Consider the following 17,856-nt stretch of genomic DNA (forward strand, 5'->3'; position numbering starts at 1 on the left):
AAAAAGAAGATAAAGTAATTAAATCAGAGAAAGAAAGTAAAGAAACTGAATCAAAAAAAGAAGATAAAGTAATTAAATCAGAGAAAGAAAGTAAAGAAACTGAATCAAAAAAAGAAGATAAAGTAATTAAATCAGAGAAAGAAAGTAAAGAAACTGAATCAAAAAAAGAAGATAAAGCAATTGAATTAAAGAAAGAAAGTGAAAAAACTAGATCAGCAAAAGAAGATAAAGCGAATGGATTAAAGGAAGAAGAGGTGAAAATTAAATCAGCAAAAGAAGATGAAGAAACCGAGTCAGAGAAAGAAGAAATAGTAATTGCATCAAAGAAAAAAAGTGAAGAGACTGAACCAGCAAAAGAAGAAGTAGCAAATGAATCAAAGAAAGTAAGTATAGATTCAGGATCAAAAATAGAGACTTCAGTGAGTTCAATAGTAGTGAAGACTCCATTTTCTATTATTTCGGATGTGACTAGTTTTATAAAATTTCCTAATATTAATGTAAAAAAACAAGAAGTATTTGTATTTCGTAATGAAAAAAATGCTAGGGGTCGTGAACTGGATGCTAAGTTATTAACGACAGTGCAACATTATCATGGAGAAGTTAATTGTAATTTAGTTTCTTCAAACCTTCATGAAAAGAGAGTACTTTTAGAATTTCCTAATCAAAAAATAAAAGGTAATACTAAAGAGAATTGTATAGGAACATCTTCGTGGATCCCTATACACGGTATAATTTTAGAGAAGGAAGATGAAGGAGGAGTAAATAATTACATACCTGCGAAATTACCAATAGAAATAGGGAAGTATAAAGGTGAAATTAATTTACGAGAAAAAGTGGTATTTAAAGAAAAAGTTATAGAAATAAAAGAGGTGTCACAGGAAATTATTTTAACAAAAAAAGAATTCTTAGTGCCAAAAATAATAAAGAAAGGAAATAATCCATCTATAATTGAAAAAGGGAGCTTACTTGTAGAAGGTTATATTTCTCAATGTATTGAATTTATATCGGAACGAAGTACACCACATGATAACACTTATCAATTAATGCAAAATATTGTATTGGAATTAACTATACAATTATTACAAGAACAGGAAGTGTTGGTGCGGATTAAATAAATGATCATCCCCATTAACTAGTTAAAAATTTCCTCAGGAATATGTAATAGGGAAACTTAAAAATAGTGCTAGCAAGTTTGTAAACGAGCTAGCTAATAAGCGTTTGGGAAAGATGTGAAATACAACTGATGGATCGATTTAAAAAACTAGGTACTTAAATTGATGAAAGGCATAAATCTTTATTAAAACATGTGGTGTAATACAAAGTGTATCCACTCCTATTATAGAAAACTCACAACTTAAATAGTAATACATGTTTATCATAATTTTTCAAACACCAATTATATTTTTTTAGAATAATTGGATGGACAACCTCTTGCGTAGTATCGACTTCAGTAAAACCGTATTTTTTATAAAAGCTTTTTAATTCTTCGAAAGGGAGACAGAATACATGTTGCATATATGATTCCTTTGCTGTTTGCACTAAAAATGAAACGAGTTCTCCTGCTAATTGTAACCCTCTAAATTTAGGTGCTATGAAAATCCCCCCCATTTCCATAGTCTCTCCATCGATTTGGACTAAACGACCTACACCTGCATACTCATCGTTATATGTAATGATTGCAACTTTATCCCGCTTTAAATCACTTGGTAAAAAACCTATTGATTCGTATTGTTTATTAATCCATTCTAAATCTTTAGGAGTAGCTAGTTGTATACTCATAAGAACCTCCTTTGGAAGAGTATTAATATTCTAATTATATATAGCTCTATAACTGGTGAAAAGAGGATGAATTGAAATCATTTTACTTTATAGTTCAAGTTTTGAAGAATAGAGCATACAATATAAAGTCTTTTCCTTTCTTCATTTAAGTTTTACGTATATAATTTAAAAGTACTATTTTTATTTTATATTTTTTATATTTATAACAGAATAGAGGTTTAAAAATGGGTGTTAAAATCATTACGGATAGTGCGGCGGATTTACCGGTAGAATTGCTGCAAGCATATGATATTGATTTAATTCCACTCCGTGTATATGATGAAGCAGAAACAGAGTATTTAGATGGGGTTACATTAAAATCAGTTACTTTATTGCAAAAAATGAGAGAAGGTGCAGTTTATAAAACGTCATTGCCTTCACTTGAAACATTTCAAGAAAAATTTGTTTCTTATGCAAAAGAAGGTAATCCTTGTATATATTTAGCTTTCTCATCTGAACTGTCTGGTACATATCAATCGTCAGTTCTCATTAAAGAAGAAGTGAAAGAAACATACACTGATTTAGATTTAGAAATTATTGATACAAAATGTGCCTCACTCGGTCAAGGTATTGTCGTATTAGAAGCTGCTAAAATGGCGAAAGACGGCGCATCAAAAGAAGAAATATTAAACCGTGTCGCTTTTCTAATGAACCATATGGAACATATCTTCACTGTAGCTGACTTGCAGTACCTAGTGAGAGGTGGGCGTTTAAGTAAAGTAGCTGGTATTATCGGTGGTTTATTAAACATTAAGCCGATCTTAAATGTGGATGAAGGAAAACTTGTACCACTTGAAAAGGTAAGAGGGAAAAAGAAAGTATTAAGCCGCATTGTTGATATTATGGAAGAGCGTGGGAAAGACCTTAAAGGTCAAACAATTGGTATGACTCACGGTGATGATTTAGAAACTGCCGAAGCATTAAAAGCATTAATTACTGAAAGATTCGGCTGTGAAGTATTTATCGTAAATACAATTGGAGCTGCAATCGGAGCGCATACAGGACCTGGTGCGTTAACATTGTTCTTCTTAAATGAAGTAGAGTAAAGGATTGATCTTTTGATCAATCCTTTTTTTATTCTATTATAATTGTTTTTTGCGAATGAAAAATATGTAATTTTATATTAGTTAGTAACTTTCTTTTTAGTAGGTAAGAAGGTAGATAGGAAACCAGTGAAGGCTAGCATGAAACCAAATATTTCAGTATCATCAATTACTAAACCATTGTTCCACTGATAAAGGAAGGATGCTAGCAATAAAAGAGTAGCAGCGCCTCCAACATATCTTGCTATTTTTCGTGTTGAATCTTTTTTTGTTTTTACAATCATATTTGTCATCCTTTCATATTTACTAAATAATTCAACAAACTAATTTCTAGGATGTGATATTGATAATTCATCTATTGAGCTCATTTAATTTATTTTCATTTACAATAGATGTCTTCCATGTACTAGGTAAATGTAATTAACCATTCGATCTATTTTAAGAATGATAGTTTACATGTAGTTAAATCCTTTTCATTAAGTTTATCGTAATTCAAGTATATGGCGCCGTCTTTGTTAATAACAAGAAGTAAAATTGTATGAAAAAAATGGACGGAAAACCCAAATTTTAACCATAAAATTTAACAAGCCATCTAGAAATAATCATAGTATGAATGTAAAATTAAAATATGTGATACATTTTTTTACATTTGTGAAATTATACATTTTCTTAATATGAAAGATTAAGCAATACATAATGGCTGATTTGGTAAAAAGAAAGAAATGGTTAAGCAGGGAGAGTAGAAAGATGGAAATAGGGGAACGTATTCGCCATGTTCGAATGCATAAAGGATTAACACAGGGGGAGCTCGTATCAGGAATATGTTCAATAACATATTTGAGTAGAATAGAAAGTGGAAAAATAAAACCGTCATCTTCTTTTATAAAAAAGGTTTCTAAGAAGTTAGAAGTTAAGAGCGATTATCTTATAAATGGAAATTACGAGGAGATACAGCTTACTATTTTTAAAATATGTAATAAATATAAAAAAGATAAAAGTATTACAGAAGCTGACTTATCTTTGTTAGAATTATACGTTCGTGAAGTAGATTCAATCCCTGTATTACTAAAGGTATATGGTGTACTTATATACTATCATGCCCGACAAAAAAACGTGTTATATGTGAAGTCGCTTATAGATCAAGCTTCGCAAATGATACCAAGTCAGGTCGAAATGCAAGATCCTGAAGATTATATTTATTATTTAAAAGCTCGAGGTTTATATTTTTATAATAAACAAGACTACAGTGCTGCTCATGATATTTATGTACAGGCTGAGAGTTTACTTGGTGCAGAAGAAACTGAACAACATGGTCATATATACTATAATTTATGTCATGTATATAAGGAGCTTTATAAAGATAAAAGTATTAGTCGTTTGTATGCCTTAAAAGCTTACAACATATACAGAAAAAATGGTATGCAGAAAAACGTAATAAATACACTTTTAATGCTTGCAATATTGTATATTATGGATGAGTTATATGAAAAGGCACTTGAAATTTTACAGCAAGTAGAAAATAGTTTGACTACTAATGGTGATTCAAAGTATTTACCTATCATTTCATATGATTACGGTAAAATTTATCAAGGTTTGAAAGACTATACGAATGCCATTAAATACTACGAAAAAACTTTGGAATTAAGTGAATTTTTATCACAGAAAGATCAAAAAGTATATGCGTTACGAAACATGTTGGAGGTTTACATAGAACTTAAAGATTGGAAAAATGTTAATAAGGTTATGAATGAAGCATTTCATTTTTTATCGATTTATGATGTACCAATTGCATTTGTCCAACTATATGGGTTGAAAGCTAAAGTATTCAAAATACGTGGAGATTATTATGAATATGAGAAAAATATGCAAAAAGCAATTGAAGTAGGATTAGAAAAAAAACAACATCGCTTAGTTGTTGAATTATCCTATGAGTTGGGTAACTTTTATAATGAGAATCGCTCTTATAAATTATCTGCGAAGTATTATAAAATATCAGCTGAAAATAAAATGGACTTATAAAGAAGTTTAGTCAAAAATTCTAATAAATTGTAAAGGGTTATCCAAAAGAGTAGGGTATTTTATACCTTTTGGATAACCTCTTTTTATTACTATTCTATAATTATCGGTCGATATGGTATCGGTGATGATAAAATCATAGAAGTTTTTACTGTACCAAATGGTATAACGATATCAATTAATTCCTCTAATTCTTTCATAGAGTGGACTGCTACTTTTAAGTAATAGCTACTTTCGCCTGTTACTCGATGACATTCGAGCATTCTATATTCTTCGTAGATTTTCTCCTCGAATTTTTTACAAGGAATCTTTAGATTTTCAATTCTTAAAAATGCTTGAATTGATTTTCCAACTGCATCTAATGATACCAGTGCGGTATATTTCTCAATTATTCCAGTATCTTGTAACCTCTTTAGTCTTTCGGTAACACTAGGGCGGCTGAGGTGTAGATGCTCAGTCATTTCTGTAATTTTCATCATGGCATCTTCTTGTAATAATGGGATTATTTTCTTATCAATCTCATCCATTACTCATGCTCCTTTGCAAAGTTGAAAGTAAACTTCTGAAATACATGCATAATATAAAATCTAATGCTAAATTACATACACAATTGAATGTTGAATAAACTGATAACTTTCTATAATTAAAATATAAATGGAGGTGCATGTAATGTCTAATCATTTCAACGAAACAATTTCTATTAAAAAGGGAACAGCTTTATACGTAGGGGCAGTTTTAGGATCAGGAATTCTTATTTTACCTGGTATGACTGCGAGTATAGCGGAAGGGAATGCGATTATTTCTTGGCTTATTATGATTTTACTTAGTATCCCACTTGCATTAACATTCGCTTTTTTATCTATTGAGCATCCAAGTGCAGGGGGGATTGCAACTTTTTCTGAGAAGGCTTTTGGTAAAAAAGTAGGTGCGATTATAGGGTGGTGTTTTTTTATCGCAGGTAGTGTTGGGCAAATCATTGTATCACTGACAGGTGGAATGTATATAGTAAAAGTCTTTTCTTTACCATCGTATTTTTCTTATATTATCGGGTTAATCATAGTAAGTATTTCTATCGGCTTTAATTTATTTGGATTAAAAATGAGCGGTTCATTTCAAGTATGTATCGGTGTATTAACTTTTTTTATTTTAATCGTAACAATTATAAGCTCACTACCTTATATTGAAATGAAAAATATAAATGTACATATTTCTATGAAAGCAGTAAACCCGATTTTAGATGCGTCATTATTAATTTTTTGGTCGTTTTTCGGTTGGGAAGCAATTGCGAGTTTAGCTCCAGAATTTAAAGCACCTAGAAAAAGAAATATTATTTTGTCTACAGGATTTGCGATTATTATTATTGGAGTTTTATATATGGGGATTGCATTATCAGTAATTGGAACAAAATCATATCATATTAATGCTGATAATACTACAGCTCTAGTACTTGGAATAAAACAAACATTAGGTAATCAATTTGCATGGTTAATTGGATTTGTAGCTTTTATTATTTGCTTAGGGACGACAAATGCATTTATCGCAAGCATGGGCCGTTTAGGCTATTCGCTAGGGCAGGAAGAAGTTGCACCTCGTTATTTAGCAAGTATTAATGTAAAAAGAGCAGCGCCAACAAATGCAATAAAAGTTGTAGGTTTTATTGCATTAATAGGTTTGTTAATATGTTTCGTTTTTCATATTAGTATAGATAGAATCGTATTAATACCGAACTCGTTAGGGATTGTTACATATATAGTCGGTACTGCGGCCGGAATTAAGTTAATAAATAATAGATTAGGTAAAATTTTTTCTATAATAGCTTTTACATGTTGTATAGCGGTTTATCCCTTTATTGGAGGAGTCATACTTATTCCAATAGTTGTAGCTTTAGCGTCTTTATGCTATTTATATTGCATAAAAGGTAGACTTGTAAATGGGAGGGAGCAGAATAAGGAATGTTAAAATACATCCGTTTAAGTTTCAATATTTAGATATATCTAAATACTGGAGATTCATATATAATTATGGAGGGATTAAATTGTTGTAACTATTTGTAAAAATAGGAGGCTATTAAAATGAATATACTTATTCAAGCTCCAACTAAATGGGATTTAGGCAGACTATATTCTAATAAACAAGATTTTATATTTTCTATAGAACGGTTAATTATAGAATATAAAGCAACAAAAGATACAGTAACTCTTTTACAACTTATTCAAGCTATCGAAAAGGCGGAATATTATTTGTATTGCCGTTCCACTGAAGATGATGTACAACCTGAAAATACTTTACTAAGTGTAAAAGTAAATCAATTAAAGAAAGAAGTCCAACTATTAATAGAATCTAGTAAGGGACAAAGTGTTCATGCAAATCATTCAAGTATTAAACTAATAGAAAATGAATTAAAAGCTTGGGAAGATATGTATGCACAATTAAGAAATAAGATAGTAGTAATACACGATAAAGAGACTTTATCATTTGGACAAGCAAATTACGTTGCGATGAATAGTGATGATCATAATGGAAGATTAATAGTATTTGATTCTCTTACAAATGCTTTGAATAAGGAAAAAGATATCTTTGCTACTGTATTGAATCAAATAGGAAGATTACGTCATGCTAAAAGTGATGAAATGGAAGGGAAAGAGATTTTAAAACAATCACTACAAGCGAATGGCATCTCTGAAACTGCATTATCCCAAATATGGAATGCAACGGAACAAAATCTTACGAAGCTAGTAATTGCGTTAAACGGTTATAAAAAAGGAAAGAATTCAATTACATGGCACGAGCTAATGACATGGAAAGAAAGTAATGAGACTGTTATTCCTTTTTCAGTAGCAGTAAAAAATATATATGATGCACTAAAAAATATAGATGAAGAATTGGCACAGTTCGCACAGAATGCAATAGCGAATGGCTGGATCGATGCTGAACCGAGAGATAATAAACCGCCGGGTGGATTTTGTGCTCCTTTTTTCAGTGAAAAAGAATCGCGCATTTCAATTCGTTATGATGGAACAATTGATAGTGTAAGAGTACTTGCTCATGAACTAGGACACGCTTGGCATTTTTATGTTATGAGTCTTGAACAATCTACAACATTTTTAGATGATTATCTGCCAATGAGTACAGCTGAATCAGCGTCTATTTTCTTTGAAACGGTAATCATGAATTATTTAATTCAAACAACAGATTGTATAGAGATGAAAAAGTCATTGCTTAGCTGGAAAATAAGAAATAGTTTTAATTATATTATGGCAATACGTGCTTCGTTTGAATTTGAGAAGGATTTTTATGAAAAATGTAAAGAAGGTCCTTTAAGTGCTGATGAAATCGAGAGATTATCTATAGTCGCGCAAGAAAAAGCATACGGGAATGCATTATCAGAATATCAGCCGTTTGTTTGGATGAAATATGTTCAGTTTTATATAGCAGATGTTCCTTTTTATAATTATCCATACACATTTGGTTATTTAGCTAGTTTTAGTTTATTAGAAATAGCTCAAGAAAGTAAAAGTACTTTTCATTCGAAATATAAAGAGTTTTTACGAGAAACAGGAAAAGCCCCAGTGGAAGAGCTTATGAAAAAACATCTTGAAATAGATATTACAAAATATGAATTTTGGAATAAAGCTTTTCTTCAAATGAATAAAGATATTGATGAATATTTGCAAATCATATAGGGGAGAGCAATTAGATAAAGGGGACTACATACATGAACAGAATCGGCATTATCGGAGCAATGCAAATTGAAATAGACTTACTTTTAGAAAAACTACATATAAAAGAGAAACATACAATTGCGGGAATGCCTTTTTACATTGGCGAATTCATGGGAACAGAAGTAATTATTACACGTTCTGGTGTAGGGAAAGTAAATGCAGCGGCATGTACGCAAACCTTAATTCATAAATTTAATGTAGATGCTATCATCAATACGGGTGTTGCTGGCGGGTTACACCCGAATGTAAAAGTTGGTGATATCGTTATTTCAACGAATGTTACCCATCATGATGTAAGTAAAACTCAAATGAAAAACTTATTCCCGTTCCAAGAAGAATTTAATGCAAGTAAGGAATTAATAGAGTTAGCACGTAAAGCATGCAATAGTAGTAGTTTACATATGGAGGTTCATAAAGGAAGAATTGTCAGCGGTGAATGTTTTGTTGAGGATTCAAAACTAAAAGCGAAACTAATAGACGAATATGCACCTCATTGTACAGAGATGGAAGGTGCAGCAATTGGACATGTTGCTTACATAAATGAAGTACCGTTTCTCGTTATACGATGTATTTCAGACAGCGCAGACGATGAAGCACAAGTCTCTTATGATGACTTCGCGAAAACTGCCGCAAATTATTGTTCGGAAATTATTGTTGAGATGCTGAAAAATATATCGAGTAATACTTATAGTTCAAAAGGGGAGAATGGAATGTTACAAGCATTAATTTTTGATATGGACGGAACATTATTTCAAACAGATAAAATTTTAGAATTATCGTTAGATGATACATTTGGTCACTTAAGATCACTACAATTATGGGATACGGTAACACCTATTGATAAATACCGTGAAATCATGGGTGTGCCTTTACCAAAAGTTTGGGAAGCTTTATTACCGAATCATTCTCTTGAAGTAAGAGAACAAACAGATGCATATTTTTTAGAAAGACTAATTGAAAACATTAAGAGCGGAAAAGGTGCTTTATATCCGAACGTAAAAGAAGTTTTTACATATATAAAAGAAAGTAATTGTTCAATATATATTGCTAGTAATGGTTTAACTGAATATTTACAAGCGATCGTATCTTATTACGCTTTAGACCAATGGGTTACTGAAACGTTTAGTATTGAGCAAATTAACTCACTTAATAAAAGCGACTTAGTTAAAAGTATTTTGAACAAATATGATATAAAAGAAGCAGCTGTAGTTGGGGATCGTTTATCAGATATTAATGCGGCAAAAGATAATGGTTTAATTGCGATTGGATGTAATTTTGATTTTGCACAAGAAGATGAGCTTGCTCATGCTGATTTAGTAATTGATGATTTAATGGAACTGAAGGGGATATTACCAGAATTGAAGAATACGTACATAACAAAATGAATAAGTTCACATTCAAATAAATGCTCAGGATAATATATTCTTGGGCATTTTTATTTTTCAAAAAGATACATTTGGATAGAGAAAGTGGGGGGAGTAAGCTGGAAAATATACAAATAAAACGAATTGGAGATTTGCTAAAATATGAGGTCAATCACCTTGTCCAGAAAAGTAAAGAAGAAGGATTTAACTTCTTAATAAAACTAATAAATGAATATGAAAGTAAAAGAAATACATTTAGTAAAACGGGCGAATGTTTATATGGCATTTTTCGAGATGATACGTTAATTGGAATCGGGGGATTAAATCAAGATCCGTATACGAAAGATAATAAAATTGGCCGATTAAGAAGGTTTTACATTGCAAAAGATTACCGGCGGAAAGGATTAGGAAGGTTACTGTTAGGGAGAATATTAAGCGATGCAAAAATCTATTTTACTATTGTTGTCTTACATACAGATACAGAACAGGGGGATCAATTTTATACTTTGAGTGGATTTGTGAAAGGGAAAATGTATGTAGGAACAAGCCATTATCTAAACTTAGATAAAAGGATGCAGTGAAGTATTATTTATTCTCCAATTGGAACATTCGTTCTTGTATGTGTAGATTAATGGTATAATTTATATAAATCTACTATTAGAATGGGGATTAGATGATGGGAGACAATAAAATTATTAATGATTTTAAAGAGTATTCAATTTGGATAACTACATTAAAAGATATGAAAGAAGAATTGTGGACAGCACCAATATCAGAGGGGAAATGGACTATTGGTGAAATCATATCTCATATTATGAATTGGGATGACTATCTTTTACGTGAGACATTATCATCAGTGAGAGATGGACTGGGAATGGAGTTCCCTGACTTTGATACATATAATAAAATAGCCTCTAATTATGCAAAATCAGGTATATCTAAGATAAAACTTCTTGAAGAAGCACAAGCTAAAAGAGATTTACTTGTTCAAGAGCTTAACCGACTGTCTATTGGAAAGCTAAAGGAACATTTAACTGCCAATGGAGTATCGCATTGTCCTCATACTGGAATGCCGTACTCTCTAATATATATTATTAAAGAATTCGTAGATCACGATAATCATCACAAAAGGCAGATTATTAATTTTTTAAATGAAAATCATATTAAAAAATCAACTTGTTAACTGATTAAGAAAGATCCCGCGAATGATACTTGTGGGATCTTTCTTTAATAAATTATAATTTAACATTCATTTGTTTCAATAAAGTTTTCGGATTACCTTTTACATAATAAAAATGTGGATTATTCTCATCATCGTAAAGCATAATGTAAGGTTTTTCATTAAGTGGGAGAAGGATGAGTACTTCATCGATTGTTGTATGTAACCATTGATTTGTAATAGGAACAGGTTTTGATAACGGGATTTTTATCATATGACCATCTTTCGGAACGACATTTAAGTTTTTAAATGGACCAGTAATTGATTTTGCGTATTGAACTGCTTCTTTTTGAATGGCTGAATCTAAAGATTGTTTTTGGACTACCATTTCTTTTTTGCAATCAAATACTTCAATTTGTTTATTTGTATTTGCGAACGCATTTGTTGATAATAAAAAGAAGAGAAGAGTAATGACTCCTATTTTTTTGAACATAAAACAACACCTCACACTTACTATACCCTCAAACGTTATAAATATTTTTATGTCACATTGATGTAACAAAGAAGTTGTATGATAAAATTGATATTTGTTTATAAGTTATGGAGGAAATGTAATGAAAGTATTAATCGCGGATGATGAACAAGATATGCTGAAAATTTTAAAAGCGTATTTTGAAAAAGAAGGCTTCGAAGTTTTACTAGCAAAAGATGGAGAGGAAGCACTTCAAATATTTTATGATGAGAAAATTGACTTAGCTATTTTAGACTGGATGATGCCGAAAAGTAGTGGTATTACTGTCTGTCAGGAAATAAAAAAGAATTCGAGTGTAAAAGTATTAATGCTTACTGCGAAAAGTGAAAGTGAAGATGAATTAGCAGCGCTTCAAAGCGGAGCAGATGAGTATGTGAAAAAACCGTTTCACCCAGGCGTACTAATTACGCGAGCGAAAAAGCTTGTACAACATGATGATATTATTCAAGTTCAAGATTTGAAAATAGATTTCACTAAAAATAAAGTATATAAAAACGAGAAAGAATTAGATATTACAAAGACAGAATTACAATTAATAAAATGTTTTTTAAATCATAAAGGAACGATTTTAACGCGGAAAAAGTTGTTAGATATCGTTTGGGGATTTGATTATTTTGGGGAAGAGCGAACGGTGGATACGCATGTAAGAAGGTTGCGTAAAAAAATAGGAGAAAATATTATAAAGACACATCGCGGTTTAGGATACAGTTTGGAGGAAGAGTGTGAATAAACTCGGTAAAAAGTTATTTTTCAGCATCTCTTTAACAGTCATCCTTATTTATACGGTCTCTTTATTATTAATTAACTATTTTTTACCCAAATATAATGTGCACAAAACACGCGAAAGCTTAGAAGGCATTACAGCGCAAATACAGTCAATACCGCGTAAAGAACTGGATGATGCTATAAATCGTATCGAAAATGAAGGTAATGTTACGATTGCGTATACATCAATAAATAATTCAGAAGATGCTATTAATGAAGAATTACGCATGCAACTTACAAAAAAGAGAGTTGCATTGAATAAACTTTGGATTACAAAAGAAGAAATTACGAAAGTGAAGAACCTCGGACAATCGAATAAAATATATGATCAAGAAAAGATAAAATCTAGTTTTTTTGCGAAATACATTGCGAAAGATGATATGTTGATTTTAGTAGGAGTTTCTATCGCACATTCTAATGAAGTAATTAAAACGCTTAACTCATTTTATTTATACATTTTGGGATTTTCACTATTTCTTATTATCGTACTCGTCTGGATTTTTTCAAAAACAATCACTACACCACTGAATGAATTGAGTGATGTCGCAGAAGATATTTCACGTCTGAAATTTAAACGGACGAAAGTTAAAACGAATGATGAAATAGGTGATTTAGCAAATAGTATAAATATTATGAGTGATAAATTACATGAAGCACATCAAGATTTAACAGATCGAAATGACCACTTAAAACGATTTATGGGCGATGTAACTCATGAATTAAAAACACCAATCGCATTAGTAAAAGCATATTCTATGGGAATAAAAGATGGTTTAGATGATGGTACATATGTTGATACAATCATTAAACAAACAGATCAAATTTCAAATTTAATTGAAGAGTTATTGCGATTTTCTAAACTAGAAAGAGATATTTTACAAAAAGAAGAATTCCCTATTGAACCACTAGTCCAAAGTATAATAGATAAGCATAAGATTGAACTGGAGTTGAAAGAACTCAATTTGCAAGTGAACTATAATGCTGGTGACGCGATTGTTTATGCTGATTTAAATAAAATGAGAATGGTCTTTCAAAATTTAATCTCTAATGCGATAAAATATACAACGAATCAAAATATAAAAATCATATTAGAAGAGAAAAATGACGTTGTGTATTTTCAAATTCAAAATGGTATTGCCGCTGAGGGCAGTAAAGAGATAGATAAAATTTGGGAACCTTTTTACGTATTAGAATCTTCTCGTAGTAAAGAAAAATCAGGTACAGGATTAGGACTAGCGATAGTAAAAAGTATTTTAGAAAGGCATGGATTTGAATACGGGGTTTCGGTAGTAGATGAGGAAATACAATTCTATATGTATATAGAAAGGAACTAATTGTTATTAGTTCCTTTTTTATATGATAATATTTGATAGTTCTACAAATTTCTCAACTTTTTATATAAAATATAAACTGAATTTTCTGTGTTTTTGATGTATAGTAAAAGAAGGAATATATGGGGAGGGAAGGGCATGAAAAAAAAGAAAATAGCAATTACACTATCGACTATATTATCTTTAACAATTACTTCAGGAGTTTCTAGTATGACTGCACATGCAGAAAATAATGAAGGGAGCTCCGTAAAAGACAAAAATGTTATGTTAAATGGTCAAATTTCAGAGGATTTAATGTCAAATACGAAAATTGAATTAGAAAATGGGATGACGAAGCCAATCTATTCACTTGATGAAGCCATCGTAGAAAATCTATTTGTAGAGACAGAAGTTGATAGTGATCGAGATGGTAAAAAAGATCGTGTATCAGTAAAGGTTATGCGTCCAAAGACGAATCCAGATGTGAAAGTCCCCGTTATTTATGAAATGAGTCCATATCGATCTGGATTAAAAGATGTTCCTGTTTATAATGTTGATGAAGAATTGAATGCATATGGAGGAAAACCGTATGGAGCTGTTAATCTTGGTTCATACGGAAATTATTACGTACCAAGAGGATATGCAGTCATTTTAGGTGAAAGTATCGGAACTGGGAAATCAGATGGATGTCCGACCACTGGAGATGAGCAAGAAATATTAGGGACTAAGTCTGTCATTGATTGGGTAAATGGTCGTGCAAAAGCATATACAGAGGATGGTAAGGAAGTAAATGCAAATTGGTCTACGGGAAATGTAGGGATGACAGGAGTTTCTTATAATGGTACGTTACCGAATGCTGTTGCGACGACAGGTGTTGAAGGTTTAAAAACAATTATTCCAATCGCAGCGATTAGTAGTTGGTATGACTATTATCGTGCAAATGGGGCAGTAATTGCGCCGGGAGGTTATCAAGGAGAAGATACAGATAATATGGCTGAAGCAGTACTAACAAGAAAGAACCCAGAAGTTTGCGGTCAGATCATTAAAGAACTAACAGCTGGACAAGATCGTAAAACAGGTGATTATAACGACTTTTGGGATAAACGTAACTATGTAAAAGATGTTAAGAATGTGAAGGCTAGTGTGTTTGTTGTTCACGGTTTAAATGATTGGAATGTAAAAACGAAGCAGTTCGCACAGTGGTGGGAAGCGCTTGGCGAAAATAATGTTCCTCGTAAAATGTGGTTACATCAAGGTGGACACGGCGGAACATCAAGTAATAACTGGCAACAAACGCAAAATAAATGGTTTGATTATTGGTTATATGGAATTGAAAATGGAATAATGGATGAACCAATGGTAGATGTACAACGTGAAAATAAATCGTGGCAAAAAATAAAAAATTGGCCAGATCCTGCGGCTGTACCATCAAAAGTCCGTATGTATTTAAGTAATAAAGCCACCAATCTACCATTAAGTATGGGATCAGTAAACGATGTTTTCTCATTAGTAGATGATGCAAAAATAAAATCGAATCAATTAGTAGAAAACCCAGAGCTAGAAATAGCGAACCGATTAGTATATACAATGCCTGTACTGCAAAAAGATATGCGAATAAGTGGGACGCCGAAAATTTCAATAACAGGTAATATTGATCGATCTGTTTCAAATTTAACCGCCTTACTCGTTGATTACGGCGGAGCGAAGCCTGAAATTGTAACGAGAGGTTGGATGGATCCGCAAAACTTAAATAGTATAGAAAATTCAACGGCACTTCAACCTGGTAAGAATTATACATTTACATGGGACATGCAGCCAGATGATTACGTATTTAAAGCAGGGCATCAAATAGGAGTCGTCTTAATCGCAAGTGACTACGATTATACAATTAGACCGAAAGCAGGAACAAAGCTAGCGGTGAAATTAAGTGAAGTAACATTGCCGATTGTGAAATAAATGGTTTTTGATGAAGAGCTTACTATAGTAAGCTCTTTGTTTATAATCAGAATTTTTAACTTTGGTATGTTCAATCGGGAGGGGATATTATACAATGTAAATATATTACATGGAAAGTGAGTGATAAATTATGACAGTCAGCTCTTTCGAATTCTCATTAAAATTAGAGGTACGGAAAGATTAAGTAAATTAGAATCTTCCGTACACATAAAACGGAGGAGAAAATAAATGTTTAGTTTTTATAGTACACTTTGTACGGAACTTTATGATTACACAAAACCTGTTGGTTATTCTTTAAATGGTGATATTGAGTATTACCAAAAACGTTTAAATAATTGTGAGGGCAGAATTCTCGAAGCAGCAGTAGGATCAGGGCGTGTCATTATACCACTTCTTGAAGCTGGTTTTAAAGTTGATGGGATAGATTATTCACCTGAAATGCTAGATTCTTGCCGTACGCGGTGTAACGAGAGAGGTTTGCATCCTAATTTATATGAAGGAAGCTTACAACAACTCTCACTGCCACATAAATATGAAGCGATAATAATTCCTACTGGTTCCTTTTGTTTAATTGAAAATCGTGATGATTCTATAAACGCTTTGAAATGTTTTTATGAACATCTTAATCCAGGTGGGCGTTTAATTGTAGATCTTGCGCTTCCATATGACTGGAAGACGGGTGAAATTCATACATCGACTTTTTCCTTACCAAGCGGAGACGGGATTACATTAGAAAATAAATCAATTGAAATAGATTGGCTTAACCAAGTAACTGTATCATATTTAAAATATGAAAAATGGAGTAAAGGACAGCTAGTACAAACAGAACTACAACGTTTTGCAATGCGGTGGTATGGAATAGAAGAGTTTAGACTCCTTTTAGAAAGTATAGGTTTCTCTAACATTACTTGCTCTGCTGAATATGTATACGAAAAAGAGCCATCAAATGCAAATCAAATGATTACGTTTGAAGCTGTACGAAAAAAATAGTACAGAAACTATTAATAAAAATAAGGCAATCGATACGAAATCGACTGCCTTATTTTCTATTTTATGTAATTGTTTATAGAGAAAGATAGGAGGGAAATAAATGAAATTCATATTAATATTTGGCCCACAAGCAGTTGGGAAAATGACAGTGGGGCAAGAATTAGCAACATTAACCGGTTTAAAACTTTTTCATAACCACATGACAATTGATTTAGTAAGTCCAATTTTTGATTACAGTACGAAAGAAGCCAAAAGACTAGTAAGTTTATTTCGTAATGAAATATTTGAAGAAGTATCTAAAAGTGATTTATCTGGAATGATTTTTACGTATGTATGGGCATTTGACCTCCAATCCGATTGGGATTATATACATCATGTAGTAAGTATTTTTGAATCAAAAGGTGGGACAGTGTATTTTGTAGAGCTGGAAGCGGAATTAGATGAAAGATTAGAACGGAATAAAAGTCCGCATAGATTAGAGCATAAACCGAAAAAAAGAGATATTGAATGGTCTGAAAATAATTTAAAAGAAACGATGAAAAAGCATAGATTAAACTCTCTTCATGGTGAAATTGAAAAAGAAGAGTATATAAAAATTAATAATACTTACTTGAGTGCAAAAAAAGTAGCGGAAATGATTAAAAAGAAGTTTCGATTGTAAAATTTTAAAATGCTAATACGTTTTCATTGTCCAAGCATTCTCCTACTAACTACATATACTATTTATGTTAAAATCGGTCACTATTTTAAACAGGACTGCTATTTTAATATATGCAACTATTCAGGGAAGAGGGGAGAATAAATTTGGAAAACGAAGAACAAGGAAGAATTGAAAATCAAGTGTATTCTAATCGGGTAGTTAGATCTGAATTTGATGAGAATTGGGAAACGTGTATTTCAAAGAGTGGTTATGTAATCTATGTAGCTACAAGTGATCATGCGGAAGTAATAGTACTTCTTGCAGATGGTTCAAGTAAATTATTAATCTTTGGAAAAGGCGGTAAAGTAGTAGTAGGTGGCGGCGGAACGAGTCATTACAGCAAACCACATATTGCAAGAAATATATAAGGTAGAACATGTTAATTAAAAAGACACTTGAAAACGGTTCGTCTATCATGTTTAGAACATGATAGACGAACCGTTTTAATTTGTTTAAGTGGTTTTAGAAAAACTTAATTTAT

18 protein-coding genes are annotated in these 17,856 nt (G+C 31.7%); 14 read left to right on the forward strand and 4 right to left on the reverse strand.

Annotation, left to right across the window (positions count from 1 at the left end; genetic code table 11):
- Positions 1–17: 17 nt before the first annotated feature.
- A complete protein-coding gene (locus Q3V31_RS16785) occupies positions 18–1,115 on the forward strand; it encodes a BC_2427 family protein (protein ID WP_425332956.1) in 1,098 nt (365 codons plus the stop codon).
- Positions 1,116–1,347: 232 nt separating this feature from the next.
- On the opposite strand, the gene Q3V31_RS16790 is transcribed toward Q3V31_RS16785, so the two are convergent.
- Positions 1,348–1,779 carry a GNAT family N-acetyltransferase gene (locus Q3V31_RS16790; protein ID WP_000027147.1) on the reverse strand — a complete coding sequence of 144 codons (432 nt, stop codon included), beginning with the start codon at positions 1,777–1,779 and terminating at the stop codon, positions 1,348–1,350.
- A 224-nt stretch (positions 1,780–2,003) separates the two neighbouring features.
- On the opposite strand from Q3V31_RS16790, the gene Q3V31_RS16795 reads away from it, so the two are divergent.
- Entirely contained in the window at positions 2,004–2,864 is an 861-nt protein-coding gene (locus tag Q3V31_RS16795) for a DegV family protein (protein ID WP_090813551.1), read from the forward strand.
- 77 nt (positions 2,865–2,941) lie between these two features.
- Here the strand turns inward: Q3V31_RS16795 and Q3V31_RS16800 are convergent, their stop codons facing one another.
- The gene (locus Q3V31_RS16800; RefSeq protein WP_090813550.1) at positions 2,942–3,145 is read right to left on the reverse strand and encodes a hypothetical protein; all 204 of its coding nucleotides are present in this window, start codon (positions 3,143–3,145) and stop codon (positions 2,942–2,944) included.
- Positions 3,146–3,608: 463 nt separating this feature from the next.
- Here Q3V31_RS16800 and Q3V31_RS16805 point away from each other — a divergent pair, with 463 nt between their 5' ends.
- A complete protein-coding gene (locus Q3V31_RS16805) occupies positions 3,609–4,880 on the forward strand; it encodes a helix-turn-helix domain-containing protein (RefSeq protein WP_090813549.1) in 1,272 nt (423 codons plus the stop codon).
- Positions 4,881–4,969: 89 nt separating this feature from the next.
- Here the strand turns inward: Q3V31_RS16805 and Q3V31_RS16810 are convergent, their stop codons facing one another.
- On the reverse strand, positions 4,970–5,404 hold the full coding sequence (locus Q3V31_RS16810; protein ID WP_090813548.1) for an Lrp/AsnC family transcriptional regulator: 435 nt from the start codon (positions 5,402–5,404) through the stop codon (positions 4,970–4,972).
- Between the two features lie 142 nt (positions 5,405–5,546).
- Here Q3V31_RS16810 and Q3V31_RS16815 point away from each other — a divergent pair, with 142 nt between their 5' ends.
- From Q3V31_RS16815 to Q3V31_RS16835, 5 genes are all read left to right on the forward strand, one after another.
- Positions 5,547–6,836 (forward strand): APC family permease, encoded by a 1,290-nt coding sequence (locus Q3V31_RS16815; RefSeq protein ID WP_329765634.1) that lies wholly within the window; start codon positions 5,547–5,549, stop codon positions 6,834–6,836.
- A gap of 113 nt (positions 6,837–6,949) precedes the next feature.
- Positions 6,950–8,560 (forward strand): M3 family metallopeptidase, encoded by a 1,611-nt coding sequence (locus tag Q3V31_RS16820; protein WP_141435228.1) that lies wholly within the window; start codon positions 6,950–6,952, stop codon positions 8,558–8,560.
- 32 nt (positions 8,561–8,592) lie between these two features.
- On the forward strand, positions 8,593–9,984 hold the full coding sequence (locus Q3V31_RS16825; RefSeq protein ID WP_090813546.1) for a 5'-methylthioadenosine/adenosylhomocysteine nucleosidase: 1,392 nt from the start codon (positions 8,593–8,595) through the stop codon (positions 9,982–9,984).
- A 131-nt stretch (positions 9,985–10,115) separates the two neighbouring features.
- Positions 10,116–10,544: a GNAT family N-acetyltransferase gene (locus Q3V31_RS16830; protein ID WP_090813650.1), complete on the forward strand. Its 429-nt coding sequence runs from the start codon at positions 10,116–10,118 to the stop codon at positions 10,542–10,544.
- A 95-nt stretch (positions 10,545–10,639) separates the two neighbouring features.
- Positions 10,640–11,146 carry a DinB family protein gene (locus Q3V31_RS16835; RefSeq protein WP_097872417.1) on the forward strand — a complete coding sequence of 169 codons (507 nt, stop codon included), beginning with the start codon at positions 10,640–10,642 and terminating at the stop codon, positions 11,144–11,146.
- 52 nt (positions 11,147–11,198) lie between these two features.
- On the opposite strand, the gene Q3V31_RS16840 is transcribed toward Q3V31_RS16835, so the two are convergent.
- Positions 11,199–11,615 (reverse strand): hypothetical protein, encoded by a 417-nt coding sequence (locus Q3V31_RS16840; RefSeq protein WP_016120366.1) that lies wholly within the window; start codon positions 11,613–11,615, stop codon positions 11,199–11,201.
- Between the two features lie 121 nt (positions 11,616–11,736).
- Between Q3V31_RS16840 and Q3V31_RS16845 the strand changes: the two genes are divergently transcribed.
- From Q3V31_RS16845 to Q3V31_RS16870, 6 genes are all read left to right on the forward strand, one after another.
- A complete protein-coding gene (locus Q3V31_RS16845) occupies positions 11,737–12,384 on the forward strand; it encodes a response regulator transcription factor (RefSeq protein ID WP_000865956.1) in 648 nt (215 codons plus the stop codon).
- On the forward strand, positions 12,377–13,753 hold the full coding sequence (locus Q3V31_RS16850) for a sensor histidine kinase (protein WP_329765635.1): 1,377 nt from the start codon (positions 12,377–12,379) through the stop codon (positions 13,751–13,753). Before Q3V31_RS16845 ends, Q3V31_RS16850 begins: the two co-directional genes overlap by 8 nt.
- A gap of 135 nt (positions 13,754–13,888) precedes the next feature.
- Positions 13,889–15,685: a Xaa-Pro dipeptidyl-peptidase gene (locus Q3V31_RS16855; protein WP_090813544.1), complete on the forward strand. Its 1,797-nt coding sequence runs from the start codon at positions 13,889–13,891 to the stop codon at positions 15,683–15,685.
- 228 nt (positions 15,686–15,913) lie between these two features.
- On the forward strand, positions 15,914–16,675 hold the full coding sequence (locus Q3V31_RS16860) for a class I SAM-dependent methyltransferase (protein ID WP_000490932.1): 762 nt from the start codon (positions 15,914–15,916) through the stop codon (positions 16,673–16,675).
- A gap of 100 nt (positions 16,676–16,775) precedes the next feature.
- On the forward strand, positions 16,776–17,336 hold the full coding sequence (locus Q3V31_RS16865; protein ID WP_090813543.1) for an AAA family ATPase: 561 nt from the start codon (positions 16,776–16,778) through the stop codon (positions 17,334–17,336).
- 143 nt (positions 17,337–17,479) lie between these two features.
- Positions 17,480–17,743, forward strand: a complete 264-nt coding sequence (locus Q3V31_RS16870) for a hypothetical protein (protein ID WP_000426647.1) — start codon at positions 17,480–17,482, stop codon at positions 17,741–17,743.
- The last annotated feature ends 113 nt before the right edge of the window (positions 17,744–17,856 follow it).

Source organism: Bacillus nitratireducens, assembly GCF_036320425.1.
Classification (GTDB): Bacteria; Bacillota; Bacilli; order Bacillales; family Bacillaceae_G; genus Bacillus_A; species Bacillus_A nitratireducens.